Source organism: Lysinibacillus odysseyi 34hs-1 = NBRC 100172, assembly GCF_001591965.1.
GTDB classification, from domain to species: domain Bacteria; phylum Bacillota; class Bacilli; order Bacillales_A; family Planococcaceae; genus Lysinibacillus_B; species Lysinibacillus_B odysseyi.
Map to the genome: position 1 here is coordinate 255,020 of NZ_BCVX01000004.1, position 18,704 is coordinate 273,723.

The following is an 18,704-nucleotide window of genomic DNA, read 5'->3' on the forward strand; positions in this document are numbered from 1 at the left end:
GGGTTATGAAATGCAGGTTGAACGTAGGAAAGTAGCAGATCAAATATTAGAGTTTTTAATTGAAATGATGCGTACAGGAGAGCTCCAGACAAACACGGTACTGCCAACGGAAAATGAATTGGCAGCACGCTTTGGGGTAAGCAGGGCTCCTATTAGGGAAGCCCTGAAAGTACTGGAGGTTGCAGGTGCAATTGAAAGCAGACAAGGCGGTCGAAGCCTGGTGAAGGAAGTGTCGCTGGCAGAGTTGTTGGATCCAGTCCGCTTTCAGCTGATCAATAAACAGCAGGTATTGGATTTACTGGAGTTCCGTATCATTATCGAAACTGAGGCAGCCGCATTGGCAGCAGAACGCCGAACAGAAGAAGAGCTTGTGGAAATCCAACGGCTGGTAGATCACTTTCAACAGTTGATGGGAGACAATCAAGCAATCGGCTATGAAGAAGATTTTCAGTTTCATCAGTTTATCATGAAGGCGAGTAAAAATAATTTTATTGCTGAAACAATCAGCAATTTAAGTGACCTGCATTTACGTGCATTAAAGTATTCGCTATCCAAAAACTTAGGGTGGGATAAAAAGCGGGAGGAAGTCGCTAAGGAGCATATGATTATTGCACAGGCGATTGCCAGTCAAGATAGTGAAGGGGCAAGAAAGGCAATGCGGGAGCATTTAATGAATGCTCGCAACAAAATCCTTACTTTACCGGAAGAAGAGTAACGCCCCAAAATGCGTACTCTTTGCGGATCTGTAAGGTTACACATAGGAGGGGACGAAATGGAGCAACTACATGAGCTTTTACAACAAGTCATCCCGGACGGTGAGCGTGTTTTGACAGAGAAGGCAGATTTGGCAAGTTATTCGTATGATGCCTCATTTGGTGTATATATGCCGGAAGTAGTTGTACAGCCGTTATCGACATGTGAGGTGGCAGAAATTTTAAAGCTGGCCAATAAGCATAAAATTCCTGTCTATCCACGCGGTCAAGGGACTAGCTTAAGTGGCGGTCCCCTGCCTGTTCGTGGGGGGATTGTGATGGACTTATCCCAATGGACATCAAAGTTGGAAATCGATACGGAGAACATGCTGGCGGTTGTATCGCCTGGTGTAACGGCACAGGCAATTAATAATGCGGCACTTGTGCACGGATTGATTTATCCGCCGGATCCGAGCAGCATGAACATTGCGACAATCGGGGGGAATCTGGCTGAAAATTCGGGCGGTCCAAAAGGGCTGAAATACGGGGTTACAAAGGATTATGTTATCGGACTGGAAGTCGTAACACCAGAAGGCGAGGTCATTCATACAGGCGGCAAAACAATGAAAAACGTGACAGGCTATGATTTAACGAAGTTGATTGTCGGTTCTGAAGGAACGCTTGGTATCATCACGGAGGCTATTCTTCGTCTTTACCCAAAGCCGCAAGCTACAGAAACACTGATGGCATTGTTTGACGACATTATTGATGCAGGGCGCGCCATTTCGAATATTTTAAGTGCGGGTATTATTCCGGCAAAGCTGGAAATTATGGACAAGGCATCTGTAGAAGCGGTAGAGGCCTATCGTCCAACAGGGTTGCCGACGAATATCGATGCGCTCATTTTAATTGAATTAGATGGGCATCCAGAAGCAATCAAGGATGAGATTAAGCGTGTAAATGATGTATGTCTTCAGGAAAAAGCCCGTTCGGTACAAATCGCTAAAACTGCAGAGGAAGCCGCACAGCTATGGCTTGCCAGAAAACTTGTATCACCTGCGATTGTCCGTGTCAAACCAACGAAAATTTCTGAGGATGCCACGGTCCCGCGCAGCAAAATCCCAGATATGTTTCAGCGGCTAAAGGAAATTAAACAGAAATATAATATTGATCTTGTTGTTTTTGGACATGCAGGCGATGGGAATCTGCATCCGAACATTATTGCAGATGAGCGCGATACAGAAGAAATGAAGCGGGTAGAACAGGCAGTAGAGGAAATATTCCAGGCGGCGATTGAGCTGGGCGGTACATTATCAGGAGAACACGGCATTGGCACATTGAAAGCGCCTTTTATGGAGATGGAGCTTGGTGCAGTAGGGGTGGATATGATGAAACGTATTAAACAGGCATGGGATCCAAATGATATTTTAAATCCGGGAAAAATATTCCCTGAGCCAAATCAAAGGTTTGTATTGACGAATGACTGAGTTAGCATATCAAGAGACGCTTAGCTGTGTACAATGCGGCTACTGCCTGCCAACATGCCCTACGTATATAACATTTAAAAAAGAAACCCATTCACCGCGAGGACGCATCAATTTAGTGAAGATGGCGGCTGAGGGGAAAATTACATATGACGATATGACCGAAGCGATTGATTTATGCCTGGGCTGCCGTGCCTGTGAAACTGCCTGCCCAACGAACGTCCAATATGGAAAGATTCTCGAGTCTGCAATTGAAGTACTGGCAAAACATAAAGATGAGCAGCTGAAATCTCGTGTCAAGACAATGAAAGCATTCTTATTTAACCAGGTGGTACCCAATGAACATATACGCAAAGTACTTGGTACAGGTCTGGCATTTTATCAAAAAACAGGTTTGCAGAAAGTAGCGCAAAAAATGGGTGTATTACATGTGCTTCCCGAAAATCTCCACGCTTTTGAAACTATTTTACCGTCTGTCGAAGGGCCGATAAAGCGAGCGAAGCGGGAGCGTTTCTATGAAGCTGTCACACCACAGCCTGTATTGAAGGTCGGTTTTTTTGTCGGATGTATTATGGATACCATGTTTTCATCCATTAATACACTCAGTATGAAGCTGCTGCAACAGGCAGGCTGCCAAGTTACGGTTATCCAGGAGCAGGGCTGCTGTGGTGCATTGCATCAGCATAGCGGCTTATCGAATAAAACACAAGAACTGGCCAAGCGTAATATCGAGGCATTTGAGCGCTATGATTTCGACTATGTCGTAAATAGTATAGGCGGTTGCGGGGCGATGCTTGGTGAATATCCGCAGCTGCTGGCCGACTCACCAGAGTGGTTAGAAAGGGCGGAAAGATTCTCCAAAAAATCTGTCGACATTAGTGTCATTCTAAGTCAACTGACATTGCCATTTAAGAAGTCGTTGCCATATAAGGTAACATACCAGCCGTCGTGTCATATGACAAATGTGCAAAAGCGTGTAAACGAACCGCTTCAAATGGTTCAAAATATACCTGGCATTGATTTTATCTCGTTGCCGGAAGCACATATGTGCTGCGGATCTGCTGGTATTTATAACATTGTCCGCTACAAGCATTCGATGAAAATTTTAGATGAAAAAATGAAACATGTAGAAGCATTGGCCCAGCAACCAAATATTATTGTGACAACAAATCCGGGGTGCCATTTGCAAATGAAGCTGGGGGTTGAGCGAGAAGGGCTGTCACAGGAAATCCGGGTTGTTCATCTTGTGGAACTATTGGCTGAAGCATGTGGGATTGAAGCGTAAGGGGGAAAAGGTATGTTAGATGTAGTCATTATTGGTGGAGGAATTGTGGGATTATCGGTTGGTCTAGCGCTAACAGAAAGATTCCCGGAAAAGAAGATTGTTATTTTGGAAAAGGAACCATCTGTATCGATGCATCAAACGGGTAACAATAGTGGGGTAATCCATTCAGGAATCTATTATAAGCCTGGAAGCTTTAAAGCACGCTTTGCGAAACAAGGCAGTCAATCGATGGTGGCTTTTTGTGCAGAACATGATATCGAATATGACATTTGCGGGAAAGTAATCGTGGCAACTGAGCAGAACGAATTACCGCTTCTTCAAAACCTCTATGAACGCGGGCTGCAAAATGAGCTGGCCATTGATATGTTAAACGTGGAACAGTTAAAGGAGATTGAACCACATGTGGCAGGGCTGGGAGCGATCCGTGTCCCGCAGGCAGGTATTGTGAATTACAGGCAGGTGTCTGAAAAAATGCGTGAGTTGATCGAAGAACGAGGCGGGGAAATCCGCTGTAATGAAGCGGTTGAAAAGATTGAGGAAGGGGCAGCGGGTGTTTATATCGAGACAAGCCATCAATCCTACGAAGCAAAAGTAATGATCAACTGTGCTGGCTTGCAAAGCGATCGTATTGCTCGGATGGCAGGCTATCATGCTGATTTAAAGATCGTACCGTTTAGAGGCGAGTATTATAAACTTCAGGAAAGCAGCCGTGGCCTTGTGAATCATTTAATCTACCCTGTCCCAAACCCGGATTTTCCGTTTTTAGGTGTACATTATACGCGTATGATCGGTGGGGAAGTAGAGGCTGGCCCGAACGCGGTACTAAGCTTTAAGCGTGAGGGCTATAAAAAAACGGATATTAACGTTTTTGATCTTGCTGAAACGCTTATGTATAAGGGGTTTTGGAAGCTAGCAGGAAAGAACATGAAAGAAGGCTTGAACGAAATGGCACGTTCGTATAGTAAAGGGCTGTTCGTGAAAAGTCTGCAAAAGCTTATTCCGGAAATCACAGCCGAGGATTTAGTACCTGGGGGAGCGGGCGTGCGGGCACAAGCACTAAAAAGTGATGGATCCATGGTCGACGATTTTTATTTTATCCCTGGTAAGCGAAGCATCCATGTACTAAATGCACCGTCCCCGGCAGCAACAGCTTCTATTGAAATCGGTAAAGAGATTGTGGCACGCTTCAAGACAAAGTTTGAATCACTATAAAAGAAGAGAAGTAATCGATGGGGTATCATATCGCAGATGACCAATCCATTCGTTTTTTGATTAGCCAACGTTTATAGCTAACGTTGGCTAATATAATTTATAAAGAAAAAGAGTAAAGGACGGCCGGCAAAAATCCTCCATGCCTATGGAATTTAACTAGTATGTCTCTGTTACACCTGCTTCTCCAAAGCTAACAATCGTATAGCCGGGTACCTCGCTTAAAAACTGTTTCAATAAATAGCTATGAGCCCCTTCTGCTAACACAAGTGCCTTTGTTGTTGTGTCTTTTATACTGTTGCGAATATTTTTCGCCATTTTTAAATTGCGGTAGTACCCGTAGTTCGCCTTGTGTATCGAACCGTTATGAAGATAAATATATCATGATATGAATAGATTTATATATTAATTGGATTTATGTAATATAATGGTAACGTAAATGGTGGTCAGTCCAGAAAAAGCATTATCAGGTAAGAGGGGGGAGATATTTTCCTCCGTTGAAGAAAACTATGTTAGCAGAACATTTACAGGGAGGGAAAACAATATGAAACAAATTATCGCATTAGGCGGTGGCGGGTTTTCAATGGAGCCCGACAACCCTTTGCTGGACCGTTATGTCCTCGCTCAATCAAATAAGACGAATCCGAAAGTTTGCTTTATCGGCACGGCAAGCGGAGATGCGGAAAACTACATTTCCCGCTTCTATCAATTCTTTGAGAAGGAGCAATGCCAGCCTTCCCACTTATCATTATTTAATCCGCCGACAAGAGACTTGGAGGGATTTCTTTTAGAGAAAGATATTATTTATGTAGGCGGGGGAAATACGAAGAATTTACTGGCTCTATGGAAGGCATGGAGGCTGGATGAAGTGCTGAAGAAGGCTTGGGAAAAGGGCGTCGTGCTGGCTGGGATCAGTGCCGGCTCCATCTGCTGGTTCGAGGAGGGGGTAACGGATTCCTACGGAGATGGGTTGGAGCCATTAGCCTGTCTAGGCTTTCTAAAAGGCAGTAATTGCCCGCATTATGATGGGGAAGTAGATAGAAGACCTGCTTATCAGCTTCTGCTTGAGTCCGGTAAGATAAAGCCCGGGTTGGCAGTGGATGACGGGGCTGCCATCCACTTTATTGATGAGGAAATCCGTACAATTGTTAGTTCACGGCCAAATGCGAAAGCATACCGTGTATATATGGATGGAGCCGTAAAAGAATCGGAACTTGAAACAACCTATCTCGGCCTATTGGAATGAGAGAATTGTAAGGGATAACCCTTTTCAACTTTTAACGCAAGTACTCCTTCTTTTCTCCCTTTTGCACGAGCTGCCGGTACTGATAAGGCGTTTGATGATGTGCCTGCTTGAACAGCTTAATGAAATAGTTGGCTTCGGAAAATCCTGTCAGTGCCGCTATCTCCGCAATGGGGAAGTTTGTTTCACGCAAAAGCTTTTCAGCATGCTGAAGGCGATATTGCTGTACATACTTCTTAAAAGGAACACCCTGCTTTTTGGAAAAATAAGCACTTAAATATGAGCTGCTGATGCCAAGATGTTTAGCGGCAGTCGTTAAGGAAAGATCTGTGTCTGCATAGTTGAGGTGTATATAGTCAATAGCAAGCTCTGACAGATCGGCGAATGTATGCTGTTTGGCATTTTGGACAGATTGCATAAGCGCCTGTATAAAAAAGACCATCTCCTGCAGGATTTCATACAGGATAGGGCTTTCCAAAATAATATGGAAAAGCTTCCGGTACTGTCCCTCAAGGCGTGCATGCTGCTGGAGGTGGTATTTCAGCATATAACGGCGGATTTGAGCAAGCACGCTCGTTAGATGAATCCGTACATCATCCTGATGGTAGTAAATCCCGGGCAATGTCAGTACATGGAGGAAGGACTTAATATCCCGCATATTTTGTTCTTCCAGTGTCCTAATCCAAAACTGCTGCTGCTCGGGAGACAACAGGGGGTCAAGATTCGAGATAGCGATTTGTTCGGAGCTGACGAAAATTTGGTTATAGCCTTTATAGAAACGCTGATTAAGTGCACGTTTAGTCTCTTCGTACATATGGCGTATTGTTGCGGGTTCCCCGTCATATATAGAAATGTTCAGCAACCCGCTGTAACGTACTTGCCATTCCTGCATAAGCAGCAGGCAATGCTTTTTGACGGCCTCCAAAGAATCCATCTGCACGACGCAAACAATCCGCTTATGCAAAGGAATGAGTGTAAACTCCTCAAGTAAAGAAGAATGGGAAAGCCACTGATAAAGTATAAGATTATCTTCAAATTTTGCCGGCTCCATAAGGAAAAACTGCTGCTGTGATTTATCGATAATCGCTGGATCATTTAAATAAAGAGACAAGTATAAATCGGTTTTCGGCAGCACAGAAGCAGGGGAGGCGACTTCCTTCTTTGGCCGTATGGATAAGAGAATAGTCTTTAGCGAGTCAAGTGCAACAGGCTTTGTCAATAACTGTACTGCCTGCAGTTCGATTGCCAGCTGGGCATGCTGGAAAAGCGGCTGGGCCGTAACAGCGATAATCGTTAACTGTTTTGCCAGCAGCTGCTGTTTAACCGCAGGTGTGACCAACGCCATGTTGGCAATGACGACGTGGATCTCTTTTTGCTGCAGGATAGCCACCGCCTCAGATGCCGAATGAGCCTCCCATATCGCCAATTGCTTGACGACATAATTATGTAAATACCATTTGATACCGTTTATTTCTTCCATATCACGTTCTATTATTAGTAGTTCCATCGCCCGATTCCTTTCTTAAAAAAATCCCATATCTAAAATTATTACTACTTTCATATGATAAAAAGCGTATCTTATTAAAATAATACGATATTTCCATTAATTATTCCATTTATTCTGAAAAATTAAAACCTTTACACTAGAGATATATAAGGGGGGAGATGGATGGCAAATGTTCCGCAGGAAATATCGGAGGCACCAAAGGAAAAGCAGGATGTAAAAATTATTGCCAAAATGCTGATCTGCAGTGTGATAGGGATATTTAGCTTTTTTGTGTCATTTGAATGGGGTGGGAAGAGCACAATCCTCATTGACCATATTGTGTCATGGGTGCAGGCGACATTCCCGGTAATCGTGACAGTATATATTTTCGTTGGGCTGATCGCAGGGACGGCTCATCCGTTTATTACGGGAAAGTGGAAAACTTCAAAGGTGAATATTGTCCTTTCAATATTTAAGGTTTTTGGATTGGCAGCGGGAGTAATGCTCATTTTCGGCTTTGGTCCGGCATGGCTGATGAATCCGGATATCGGGCCTTATTTGATGGATAAGCTGATCAAACCGTTAGGAGTATTGATTCCCATCGGCTCGTTATTTCTAGCCCTGCTTGTCAGCTACGGGCTATTAGAATTCATCGGGGCATTAACACAGCCGATTATGAGGCCGGTATTTAAAACGCCTGGCCGGTCTGCAGTGGATGCGGTCGCATCGTTTGTCGGGAGCTATTCAGTCGGTCTTGTACTGACAAACCGTCTTTACAATGAAGGCAGGTATACAGGGAAAGAAGCAGCCATTATTGCAACAGGCTTTTCTACGGTATCTGCGACGTTTATGGTGATTATTGCGAAGACACTCGGCATTATGGAATATTGGAATTTATTCTTTTGGGTATCGCTTGTCGTTACATTCATTGTGACAGCCATTACTGCCAGAATTTATCCTCTACGCACAATGAAGGATGAATATATGGAAGGGGTTGTCCCGCAGCCGGAAAAGGCTATCACGAAAGATCGGCTGAAGACAGCGTGGTTAGAAGCAAAAGAAGCTGTTGAAAAGACGCCGTCACTCGGAAAAAATCTATGGGTGAATCTCAGGGACGGTATATTCATGACGATGGCACTCATTCCTTCTATCCTCTCAATTGGATTACTAGGATTGATATTAGTTACGTATACACCTGTTTTTGATTGGGTAGCGTATATTTTCGCGCCGTTCACTTATTTACTTCAACTGCCAGAGCCGATGCTGACGGCAAAGGCGCTGTCGGTTTCTGTTGCAGAAGTGTTTCTGCCTGCACTAGTCGTGACACAGGCGGCCGTTGTGACGAAGTTTATTGTTGCTGTCGTATCGATTTCCTCAGTGCTATTTTTATCCGCGGTTATACCGCTCATCTTATCGACGGATATTCCGATTACACTGCGGCAGATGATCATCGTTTGGTTTGAACGTGTTATTTTAACATTGCTTATCGTGACACCGATTGCATTTATATTATTTTAAAGGGAGAGATTATTTATGTTACAAACTCGTACAATACGTGCACCGAGAGGGACGGAGCTTGCTTGTAAAGGATGGACACAAGAGGCTGCCATGCGCATGCTGATGAATAACCTGGATCCGGAAGTAGCGGAAAATCCAGATGAATTGGTTGTTTACGGCGGGATCGGACGTGCAGCCCGTGACTGGGAAAGCTTCGATAAAATGATCGAAACATTAAAGAAGCTTGAAAATAATGAGACGATGCTTGTGCAGTCGGGGAAACCGGTCGCTGTCTTTAAAACACATGAGCATGCTCCGCGCGTACTCATTGCGAACTCGAATCTTGTACCTGCCTGGGCAAATTGGGATCATTTTTATGAGCTGGAAGAGCGCAATTTGATGATGTACGGCCAGATGACGGCCGGCAGCTGGATTTACATTGGGGCACAGGGTATCTTGCAGGGAACATATTTGAGCTTTGTAGAAGCCGGCAAGAAAAAGTTTGGCACAGCCGATTTACGCGGCAAGTTCATCCTGACAGGAGGGATGGGCGGTATGAGTGGTGCCCAGCCGCTAGCAGGGAAAATGGCAGGGGCGGTCATTCTAGTTGTTGAGGTAGAACGTGCACGTATCGAGCGGAAAATAAAAGAAGGATACTGTGATTACCTTGTTGAGACAGTGGATGAAGCAATCGAGCTTGTCAATAAACTGACGGCTGCAAAAGAACCGGCTTCCATTGGACTTGTCGGAAACTGTGCGGATGTAAATCGTGAACTATTAAACCGTGGCATCATTCCTGATTTAGTAACAGACCAGACAAGTGCGCATGACCCAATCAATGGCTATGTCCCGAACGGCATGTCGTTTGAGGAAGCGTTAGCTCTTCGTGCAAAAGACCCGAAAACGTATGAGCGAAAAGCAAAGGAAACGATGGCAGAACATGTGCGTACAATGCTCGCGTTCCAAGAGGCAGGGGCGGAAACATTCGATTACGGCAATAATATCCGCGCTTATGCAAAGGAAATGGGTGTTGAAAATGCATTTGACTTCCCTGGCTTTGTCCCGGCTTATATCCGTCCGCTATTTTGTGAAGGGAAGGGACCGTTCCGGTGGGCGGCGCTGTCAGGAGACCCGGAGGATATTTATAAGACAGATGCATTGGCAAAGGAAATGTTTGCAGATGACGAAGGTCTTGTCAACTGGATTGACATGGCACAAAAAATGGTAAAATGGCAGGGCTTACCTGCGCGGATTTGCTGGCTGGGCTATGGGGATCGTCACCGCTTTGCACTGCGTGTCAATGAAATGGTTGCAAAAGGTGAACTGAAGGCACCGATTGTTTTTGGCCGGGATCATCTGGACTCCGGTTCGGTCGCTTCTCCAAACCGTGAGACAGAAAGCATGAAGGACGGCTCAGATGCAGTATCCGATTGGCCGTTACTTAACGCGCTTGTCAATACAGCCGGCGGTGCTAGCTGGGTGAGTATCCACCACGGAGGCGGGGTAGGTATAGGCTATTCCCAGCATGCAGGTCAAGTACTAGTAGCAGATGGAACGGATATGGCGGCAGAAAAGATTAATCGTGTCCTCGTATCGGATCCGGGCATGGGTGTCGTTCGTCACGCAGATGCCGGCTATGAACTTGCGATAAAGACTGCAAAGGAAAAAGGCGTGCATATGCCGATGCTGGAAGGATGATGGATATGCTACTGATTCATAATGCAAATGAAGTGCTGACACTGCAAAGCGATACGAAAGGACCTCGTACACGCGAAGCAATGAGCCATCTTGGTGTAATCGAAAATGCCAGTGTATTAGTCGAGGGTGACCGGATTGTGGCGGTTGGCCCATTGGCAGAGCTTGAAGAGCGGTATAGCGAAAAGGTCAAAAAGGCAAAAAGAATTGATGCAACAGGGAAGGTCGTTATGCCGGGGCTTGTGGACTGCCATACACATCTTGTGCATGGCGGTACACGCGAACATGAGCTGAATATGCGCCTGGCCGGGAAAACATACATGGAAATCATGAATGCCGGCGGAGGCATCCATTACACTACGACGAAAACACGGGAAGCAAGCTTTGAGGAGCTGTATGAAAAAACAAGCCGGCATTTGGATCAGTTCCTGCAATATGGCGTTACGACAGTAGAGGCGAAATCCGGCTATGGGCTTGATTGGGAAACGGAAAAGAAACAACTGGAAGTGGCGAAAAAACTGCAGGAAACACACCCGGTTGATGTCGTCTCGACATTTATGGGAGCCCATGCCGTCCCGAAGGAATATAAGGGAAATGAAGAGGCGTTTGTTGATATGGTGATTGACGAAATGCTGCCAAAAGTTGCAGAATTAAAACTTGCCGAGTTCAATGATGTGTTCTGTGAAAAGGGCGTATTCACCCCTGAACAGTCCCGAAGAATTTTAGAAGCGGGCAAGCGTTACGGCCTCATCCCGAAAATTCATGCGGATGAAATCGAACCATATGAGGGGGCGGAGCTGGCAGCGGAAGTGGAAGCTATTTCTGCTGAGCATCTTCTTGTCGCGTCTGATGAAGGAATTGAGAAAATGGCAGCAGCAGGAACGATTGCGGTCCTCCTGCCGGGTACAGCCTTCTTTTTACGGGCGCCGTTTGCACGTGGAAGGCTCATGGTAGATCGGGGTGTACCGGTCGCCATCTCAACGGATTTCAACCCGGGCTCTTCCCCAACAATCAGTCTGCCCTTCATCCAAAATCTTGCCTGCATGAATATGGGGATGACGATGGAGGAAGTACTATGTGCTACAACGATCAATGCAGCCCATGCTATTAACCGCGGCGATGAAATCGGCACAATCGAGGCGGGGAAAAAGGCAGATCTTCTCATCTTAAATGTGCCGAATTACAAGCAGCTTCAGTATTTTTACGGCATGAACCATATAGATACGGTCGTAAAGGCCGGGGAAGTAGTCGTTGAAGGGGGAGCGCTATGCAGCTCGGCTACGACGGTATCCAACCGCTAACAGGCAGGAGATAGGTAAAAGACATGGCTCACCTGTATGAAAGCGGTCCATATCTATTAAAGTAAGAAAAATAGTTTCTGAAAAGCCGAGCGGCAGCATATATCTGCTCGGCTTTTTTTCGTTCATTCTTCCAACTTTCAGACTTACGTAAAAGCAAAAATAGGAAATAGCGGATAGCATATTTTTAATATTTCCCGAAGTGAGTAACGGGAAAGAGAAAAAGGGATGAATGATTCGGAAAGAGGCAGTGCAGTATAACTTTTCACTCCATAGAAATGACGGGAAATAAAATGGGAGACCATACCCTTGTATGTATAATGAAAGCTTGTTAAAACAGCTTTTATACAGTGAAAGGTGTATATACTTCAATGATGGAAACTTACTACTTTTTATTCGTTATCATAAGGGGGTCTTTTCCTTGGAGGAAAATTCAAGCACCGGTCTTTGAACTTTATGCAATACTGTTTTTTAATAAAAAAATGCGCAGCGATTTTACCGGCGCGGGACCTGATTTTAGAGCCGTGAAATATAGCGAAAAAGGAAGATAGCCATAAAAATAATTTTGACAATTTAAAATTGTTGGTGTAAAAATGGATGTATTATTTTCGGAAAGGTGGAGAAATGATGAACCGTTCGATAGAAGTGAATGGCAGCGAGATATATTACTATGATTCACAAACAAAGGGAGATACAGTGGTGGCTGTGCATGGACTAACCGGAAACCACCTGCAGCTGTCCCACTACAGAAACCTGCTGGAAGGCAGCTACCGCTTTATTTCGGTAGACTTGAAGGGGCGGGGAAATAGTGCTCCTGCAACAGAAAAAACAGGAATTGAACAGCATACACAAGATATACTGGCATTATTGGATGCTTTGCAGATCCGCAATCCAATATTGATTGGGTATTCGATGGGTGCTTTCATCATGGCCAATATTGCCAGTCGCCGTCATGATGTAAAGGCGCTTGTTTTACTGGATGGTGCAGCAGAGTGCACCCCTGATCATCAGAATAAAATTGTGGAGCCATCACTAGGACGCATCAGCAAAATCTATCCGACAGCCGATGCTTATGTGGAAGAGGTGAAAAACATTTACGATAACCTTGGCGTGAAGTGGAGCCAGGAACTTGAAGAAATGGCCCGCTATGAAATCAAGCAAATAGACGCTGGCTGGACTCATCGTTCTGATGAGGACAAAATCCGGCAAGATTTCAAGAGCTTTTACACGTATAAACCCGAAGAAGTTTTCACTAGCATTGAGTGCCCGATTTTATTGATTCATTCTCAGGGGCGTATTGGACAAATGCCTCCACTATTTCTAAATGAGTCTTATGTATCAACAATGGAAGCGGCCAAAAATATTATGAAAGTCGATTCCGAAACGAATCATTACACGCTTGTAGGTGAAAAACAGCCTGAAATAAATACCGCTATCCAAACTTTTTTTGAAAAAAATTTATAAAAACTATTGCGAATTTGCAGAATTTATGTGAATAATAAATTAAATTTATAAATGCAGTCTATTAATCGGCTATAGGGAAATAACCTTTCCCTACTTACCCCGTTTAACAGTTGGCTACATGTCGTCCCAAAACTATTCTATAGTGGGCGAGGTGTAGCCTTTTTTTGTTCAAAAGGAGGAACAAACAATGTCAAAAGGCTTGGATTATTTTAAAAAAGTATATGATACCGTACCCGGCTGGGTGCAGAAAATGCATGATTATAATCCCGATATGCTCGATCATTATACAGCTCTCCGCAGTGCAGCGATGTCAGATGGTGCATTATCTGTGAAGGAAAAAGATATTCTGCTTGTCGGGATGAATGCGGGCCGCTTCTATGCCAGAAGCATGGTATATCACACAAAAGGAGCCATCGATGGCGGTGCAACTATAGAAGAACTGATTGAATATTTGGTCGTACCTATGTTGGTGGGCGGAGAGCAGGCGCTCCAAATTAGCCTTCAATCATTTGAATATGCCTGTGAATATACCGGTAAGGAAATAGACGTAATTTCCCATGATTCTTCGCCGGAAGAGATTCTCGTCTACTACAAGCAATTTACGAATGAAAAAGCATACTTGCAGCAGATTTTGGAAGCGATGGCTGAACAAAATGAAACCGCTTTATCTGCTGCTCTGCTTCACTCGGCAAAGGTATCGACTGAAATGAAGCATCTGTTAATAACGGGATGCTATACAGCACGTTTACAAAATGCTCAAACAGAAGAATGGGCAAAGAAAACGAGAGCCTTGAATGTGGAGGAGGCAAAATTGGCAGAGCTGGGCTATACATGCTTATTAACAGCAGGCATACCAGCATGGTTTGAAATTAGTGATGCATTAATGGCGAAATAGGGAGGGACAGATAATGAAATATTTTGAGAGTGCAGAGCAGGCGTTATCCTGTGTGGAAAGTGGACAAACAATCATGGTCGGAGGCTTCGGTCTTGTCGGGGGGCCGCTAACATTAATTGATGAGCTAGTGGAGTATGATGTCAATGATTTGACGATTATCAGCAACAATCTTGGAGAAAAAGGGGAGGGCCTTGGTAAATTGCTGGAGTACAACAAGATCAAAAAAGCAATAGGCTCTTACTTTACCGGAAACAAAGATGTCGGAGAAGCATTGCTGCAGGGCAAAATCGAGGTGCAGCTGCTGCCGCAGGGAACGCTGGCAGAGGCAATCCGTGCTGGAGGTGCTGGAATTGGCGGGTTTTATACAAAAACATCTGTCGGAACAGCACTGGCTGAAGGAAAAGAAACAAAAGTCATTGACGGCGAAGAGTATGTCTTCGAAAAAGCACTAAAAGCAGATGTGGCGATTATTCGTGCCCATAAAGCGGACAAGCTGGGCAACTTGATTTATTACAAAACGGCCCGCAACTTCAATCCGCTGATGGCTACCGCGGCGAAGGTAGTCATTGCAGAAGTGGATGAAATTGTAGAAGTAGGCGATTTGGGCAGTGATGAAATCGTAACTCCTCATTTGTTCGTAGACCGGATTATTATAGCTGAAAAGATTTTGACAAGGGAAGGTGTGAAGGTGCGATGAGCAATATGCAAGAGATAATCGCAAAGCGTGCAGCAAAAGAACTGGAAAAAAATCAAATTGTAAACTTAGGTATCGGTATCCCGACACTTGTTGCCAATTATATCGAAGGAGATGATGTATTCTTCCACACGGAAAACGGTATGTTGGGGGTCGTGGATGTGGAAGAGGAAAATATTGACCCGAATTTGGTGAATGCCGGGAAGTTCCCGGTAGGAGAAGGACTCGGTGCTTCCTATTTTGACAGTGCAGCCTCATTCGGTATGATCCGGGGTGGGCATGTAGATGTCGCAATTTTAGGAGTTCTTCAAATTGATGAGCATGCGCGCATCGCCAATTATGCCATCCCGGGAAAAACTATTTTAGGGGTGGGGGGAGCCATGGATCTGCTGGTCGGGGCCAAAAAGGTAATCGTCACTACTACACATACTGCAAAGGATGGAAAAAGCAAGATTTTAAAGGATTGCACATTCCCAATTACAACGACTCGAAGCGCCGATATCATCATTACAAACTTGGCAGTCTTCAAATATATTGATGGGGTATTGCATCTGACTGAGCTAATGCCGGGTGCAACATTGGAGCAGGTGGAAGCGCATACCGAAGCAGCGTTTATTAATTCATTAGAGAGGGGGCAATAAAAATGCAGGAAGTTGTTATTGTAGAAGCATTGCGTACAGCCGTAGGGAAATTGGGCGGCACATTAAAGGATGTCACGCCGGATCTGCTTGGCGGACATTTGATTGATGCTCTGATCGAAAAGACAGCAATCAGTCCTGAAGAAATCGATGAAGTCATACTAGGGCAGGCCAAACAGAGCGCAGACCAATCGAATGTTGCACGTGTTGCCTCCCTGCAGGCGGGACTGCCGATAAAAGTAGCCGGCTATACCGTGCATCGCCAATGCGGATCAGGGCTGCAGGCAATTAATAATGCAGCACAGCAAATCGCATTAGGTTTAAGTGATGTAATTATTGCTGGAGGCGTCGAATCCATGAGTACGGCTCCTTACTATATACGCAATGCACGCTATGGGCTGCAAGTGGGCAATCAGCTGATTCTAGACCCGAATACAGAAAGCCAGCCGGGATCACAGCCGCAGCACTACAACATAAAAACAATGGGCCAGACAGCAGAAAATTTAGCGGAGAAATATCAGATTCCGCGCGAGGCGCAGGATGCTTTTGCGTATCAAAGCCAAAAGCGAATGAAGCAGGCGATGGACAATGGCTATTTTGATGAGCAGATTGTTCCTTATACAATCCAAGGTAAAAAAGAGAGCGTTGTATTTGATAAAGATGAACATCCGCGATTAACTCCGGTGGAAAAGCTGGCAACATTGAAGCCTGTGTTTAAAGAGGGCGGTTCTGTCACAGCAGCAAACAGCAGCGGGCGGAATGACGGTGCCTCTGTGTTGTTAATAATGTCCCGGGAAAAAGCGGAAGCGCTTGGCTTCTCTCCAAAGGTAAAAATAATTGCACAGGCAGCAGCAGGCTGTGATCCGGCAATTATGGGAATCGGTCCTGTTCCTTCAACGAAAAAAGCGTTGCAGCAGGCAGGTTTATCGATTGAAGACATTGATATTATCGAGCTGAATGAGGCTTTTGCCGCACAGTCATTAGCGGTAATTCAGGAGCTTGGACTTGATCACGAAAAGGTCAATCCGAATGGCGGGGCAATTGCGATGGGCCACCCAATTGGTGCAACAGGCGCTATTTTAATGACAAAGCTCGTACATGAACTGCAGCGTACGGGAAAACGCTATGGCTTGGTTACACTTTGTATTGCCGGAGGTTTGGGCATTACGACAATTGTTGAGAATTGCATGCCCGCAGCGGAGTAGTCCAAGCGGGCAGCCAAAATAGTATTACATTATTGATGGATCTTTTCTAAATAACGTTTCTGAGCGGATTTTAATGCAACGACGACCGAGCCGACAGATGGCGCATAGTAATGTTCTTCGATGCGCGCAATCAGAATATCAATATCATCTGTAAAGTCAAAGCCCTGCAGCATGCGTTTAAAGAAATGCTGGGCAAGCCCAGTGACAAACGTGAATTCCGCATCCATGATTTTATGGGTTTGTTTATCGATTTCAAGAACAATCCCGGCATGCTTGTAAAGTTCATACATGGATGTGCCTTGAGGGGCTTTGGCATAAGCGGTAACTAAAACAGTTTCTAATTTTTGCATAAATCGGGCCTCCAAATTTAGAATCACTTCAATATTGTAACAAATAAATCTAATTTCGTAGATACATTTTCACAAGGGGGATCTATATGGAGTTTTTAACAAATTTCTTCACAAAAATGATGCGTAAGTATTTACCTGATCCATTTGTTTTCGCAATTGGATTAACACTTCTTACGTTAGTGCTATCCATCATCATTGAAGGGGCGGGTTTTCTAGAGTTAACAGTGGCATGGGGTGATGGTTTCTGGGACTTACTGGCCTTCACAACACAAATGGCAGTCATATTGGCAATGGGGTATGTACTAGCAACCGCACCGGTAACACAGCGCTTTTTAGATAAAATTACAAGCTTTGTACATACACCGAAAATGGCTGTTATTGTTGCTACTTTAGTCGGTGGTATCGGTTCCTATTTAAACTGGGGCTTTGGTTTGATTGTCGGCGGCATTATCGCAAGAAAATTAGCGTTAAAGGTTAAGGGAGTCCACTATCCGTTAATTATTGCGGCGGCTTATTCAGGCTTTACATTTTATGGTCTGGGCTTATCCGCATCGATTCCGGTATTGATCTCCACACCAGGTCACTTTTTAGAAGAAAGCATGGGGATTATCGGATTGGGAGACACAATTTTCAGTTTGCCGATGATCTTGACAACAATTGCTTTATTTATCGGTCTACCGCTATTTAATGCAATGCTTCATCCGAAAAATCCGGCGAATGTAAAGGAAATTGATCCTTCGCTGGCGGACAGCGGTTCAAGCGAAACGAAGGCAGCGTTATTGGATGAAAATACGCTGGCTAATAAATTGAACAACAGCCGTGTTTTAGGGTATGCCATTGGTATTTTAGGCTTTGTCTACATTATCAATTATTTTGTAAACGGTAACAGTATCAATTTAAATATTATCAACTTTATCATTTTATTCTTGGGCATCATCCTTTTGGGAACGCCGGCAAAGTATGTTACACATTTAAATGACGGGATCAAAACAATTTCAGGGATTATTTTGCAGTTCCCTTTCTATGCCGGAATTATGGCCATTATGGCAGCTTCCGGGCTTGTTGATACGATTTCCGAGATTTTCGTAAATATTTCCAACGAACACACTTTACCGTTCTGGGGATTGATCAGTTCCTTCTTTATCAATTTCTTTGCTCCTTCAGGCGGAGGGCACTGGGCAGTTCAAGGGCCATTCATGATCGAGGCGGCAAAAAATCTCGGCTCTTCATTGTCGGAGACATCAATGTCTGTTATGCTCGGTAACGCTTGGAATGATATGGTGCAGCCGTTCTGGATTTTACCGGCACTTGCCCTGTCACGTCTGAAGCTAAAAGACATCATGGGCTACTTAGTAATGATTATGTTCTTTGTAGGTATCGTCTATATTATCGCCTTGCTTGGCTGGGCTTATTTATTATAAGAGGGAAAAGCGTATCCAGGAAGTGTTACTGCTAAATAATTTCTTTCATGATTCATAGGATACATGCAAAATCTAGGTTTCTAACGGATAGATCAAAAGTGTCCATCCTTATTGTAAAGGGGCGGCTCCATAGGACATGTGGGACGCC

General features: G+C 44.6%; 18 protein-coding genes. 15 read left to right on the plus strand and 3 right to left on the minus strand.

Translation table 11 applies throughout. From position 1 onward, the window contains the following. Positions 1 to 10: 10 nt before the first annotated feature. The 4 genes from BOD01S_RS08495 to lhgO are packed head-to-tail and all read left to right on the plus strand — an operon-like array spanning position 11 to position 4,673. Positions 11 to 715, plus strand: a complete 705-nt coding sequence (locus BOD01S_RS08495) for a FadR/GntR family transcriptional regulator (RefSeq protein WP_036157114.1) — start codon at positions 11 to 13, stop codon at positions 713 to 715. Between the two features lie 57 nt (positions 716 to 772). Further along, positions 773 to 2,179, plus strand: a complete 1,407-nt coding sequence (locus BOD01S_RS08500; protein WP_036157111.1) for an FAD-binding oxidoreductase — start codon at positions 773 to 775, stop codon at positions 2,177 to 2,179. Next, the gene (locus BOD01S_RS08505) at positions 2,172 to 3,461 is read left to right on the plus strand and encodes a (Fe-S)-binding protein (protein ID WP_036157109.1); all 1,290 of its coding nucleotides are present in this window, start codon (positions 2,172 to 2,174) and stop codon (positions 3,459 to 3,461) included. The genes BOD01S_RS08500 and BOD01S_RS08505 overlap by 8 nt, the downstream gene beginning before the upstream one ends. Before the next feature lie 12 nt (positions 3,462 to 3,473). Further along, a complete protein-coding gene (gene lhgO / locus BOD01S_RS08510; RefSeq protein ID WP_036157107.1) occupies positions 3,474 to 4,673 on the plus strand; it encodes an L-2-hydroxyglutarate oxidase in 1,200 nt (399 codons plus the stop codon). Positions 4,674 to 4,829: 156 nt separating this feature from the next. On the opposite strand, the gene BOD01S_RS22915 is transcribed toward lhgO, so the two are convergent. Beyond that, entirely contained in the window at positions 4,830 to 5,048 is a 219-nt protein-coding gene (locus BOD01S_RS22915; RefSeq protein ID WP_322787992.1) for a DUF5694 domain-containing protein, read from the minus strand. Positions 5,049 to 5,214: 166 nt separating this feature from the next. Here BOD01S_RS22915 and BOD01S_RS08515 point away from each other — a divergent pair, with 166 nt between their 5' ends. After that, positions 5,215 to 5,916 carry a Type 1 glutamine amidotransferase-like domain-containing protein gene (locus BOD01S_RS08515; protein ID WP_036157104.1) on the plus strand — a complete coding sequence of 234 codons (702 nt, stop codon included), beginning with the start codon at positions 5,215 to 5,217 and terminating at the stop codon, positions 5,914 to 5,916. A 31-nt stretch (positions 5,917 to 5,947) separates the two neighbouring features. Here BOD01S_RS08515 and BOD01S_RS08520 read toward each other — a convergent pair whose 3' ends face one another. Then, positions 5,948 to 7,420 carry a helix-turn-helix domain-containing protein gene (locus BOD01S_RS08520; protein WP_036157102.1) on the minus strand — a complete coding sequence of 491 codons (1,473 nt, stop codon included), beginning with the start codon at positions 7,418 to 7,420 and terminating at the stop codon, positions 5,948 to 5,950. Positions 7,421 to 7,582: 162 nt separating this feature from the next. Here BOD01S_RS08520 and BOD01S_RS08525 point away from each other — a divergent pair, with 162 nt between their 5' ends. From BOD01S_RS08525 to BOD01S_RS08565, 9 genes are all read left to right on the plus strand, one after another. After that, complete coding sequence (locus BOD01S_RS08525) at positions 7,583 to 8,917, plus strand: YjiH family protein (protein ID WP_036157100.1); 1,335 nt, start codon at positions 7,583 to 7,585, stop codon at positions 8,915 to 8,917. A 15-nt stretch (positions 8,918 to 8,932) separates the two neighbouring features. Then, positions 8,933 to 10,594 carry a urocanate hydratase gene (gene hutU, locus BOD01S_RS08530; RefSeq protein ID WP_036157097.1) on the plus strand — a complete coding sequence of 554 codons (1,662 nt, stop codon included), beginning with the start codon at positions 8,933 to 8,935 and terminating at the stop codon, positions 10,592 to 10,594. Continuing rightward, on the plus strand, positions 10,594 to 11,892 hold the full coding sequence (gene hutI / locus BOD01S_RS08535) for an imidazolonepropionase (RefSeq protein WP_036157095.1): 1,299 nt from the start codon (positions 10,594 to 10,596) through the stop codon (positions 11,890 to 11,892). Before hutU ends, hutI begins: the two co-directional genes overlap by 1 nt. Before the next feature lie 368 nt (positions 11,893 to 12,260). Next, positions 12,261 to 12,440, plus strand: coding sequence for a hypothetical protein (locus BOD01S_RS08540; protein WP_036157094.1), 180 nt, complete (start codon positions 12,261 to 12,263; stop codon positions 12,438 to 12,440). 76 nt (positions 12,441 to 12,516) lie between these two features. Continuing rightward, positions 12,517 to 13,353, plus strand: a complete 837-nt coding sequence (locus BOD01S_RS08545; protein WP_158212484.1) for an alpha/beta hydrolase — start codon at positions 12,517 to 12,519, stop codon at positions 13,351 to 13,353. Between the two features lie 187 nt (positions 13,354 to 13,540). Next, entirely contained in the window at positions 13,541 to 14,248 is a 708-nt protein-coding gene (locus BOD01S_RS08550) for a carboxymuconolactone decarboxylase family protein (protein ID WP_036157089.1), read from the plus strand. A 13-nt stretch (positions 14,249 to 14,261) separates the two neighbouring features. Further along, a complete protein-coding gene (locus BOD01S_RS08555; protein ID WP_036157087.1) occupies positions 14,262 to 14,945 on the plus strand; it encodes a CoA transferase subunit A in 684 nt (227 codons plus the stop codon). Beyond that, the gene (locus BOD01S_RS08560; RefSeq protein WP_036157086.1) at positions 14,942 to 15,583 is read left to right on the plus strand and encodes a 3-oxoacid CoA-transferase subunit B; all 642 of its coding nucleotides are present in this window, start codon (positions 14,942 to 14,944) and stop codon (positions 15,581 to 15,583) included. Before BOD01S_RS08555 ends, BOD01S_RS08560 begins: the two co-directional genes overlap by 4 nt. A 2-nt stretch (positions 15,584 to 15,585) precedes the next feature. Continuing rightward, positions 15,586 to 16,785 (plus strand): thiolase family protein, encoded by a 1,200-nt coding sequence (locus tag BOD01S_RS08565; RefSeq protein ID WP_036157084.1) that lies wholly within the window; start codon positions 15,586 to 15,588, stop codon positions 16,783 to 16,785. 29 nt (positions 16,786 to 16,814) lie between these two features. On the opposite strand, the gene BOD01S_RS08570 is transcribed toward BOD01S_RS08565, so the two are convergent. Then, on the minus strand, positions 16,815 to 17,135 hold the full coding sequence (locus tag BOD01S_RS08570; protein WP_036157082.1) for a DUF3870 domain-containing protein: 321 nt from the start codon (positions 17,133 to 17,135) through the stop codon (positions 16,815 to 16,817). 86 nt (positions 17,136 to 17,221) lie between these two features. Between BOD01S_RS08570 and BOD01S_RS08575 the strand changes: the two genes are divergently transcribed. After that, the gene (locus BOD01S_RS08575) at positions 17,222 to 18,556 is read left to right on the plus strand and encodes a short-chain fatty acid transporter (protein ID WP_036157080.1); all 1,335 of its coding nucleotides are present in this window, start codon (positions 17,222 to 17,224) and stop codon (positions 18,554 to 18,556) included. Positions 18,557 to 18,704 lie beyond the last annotated feature (148 nt).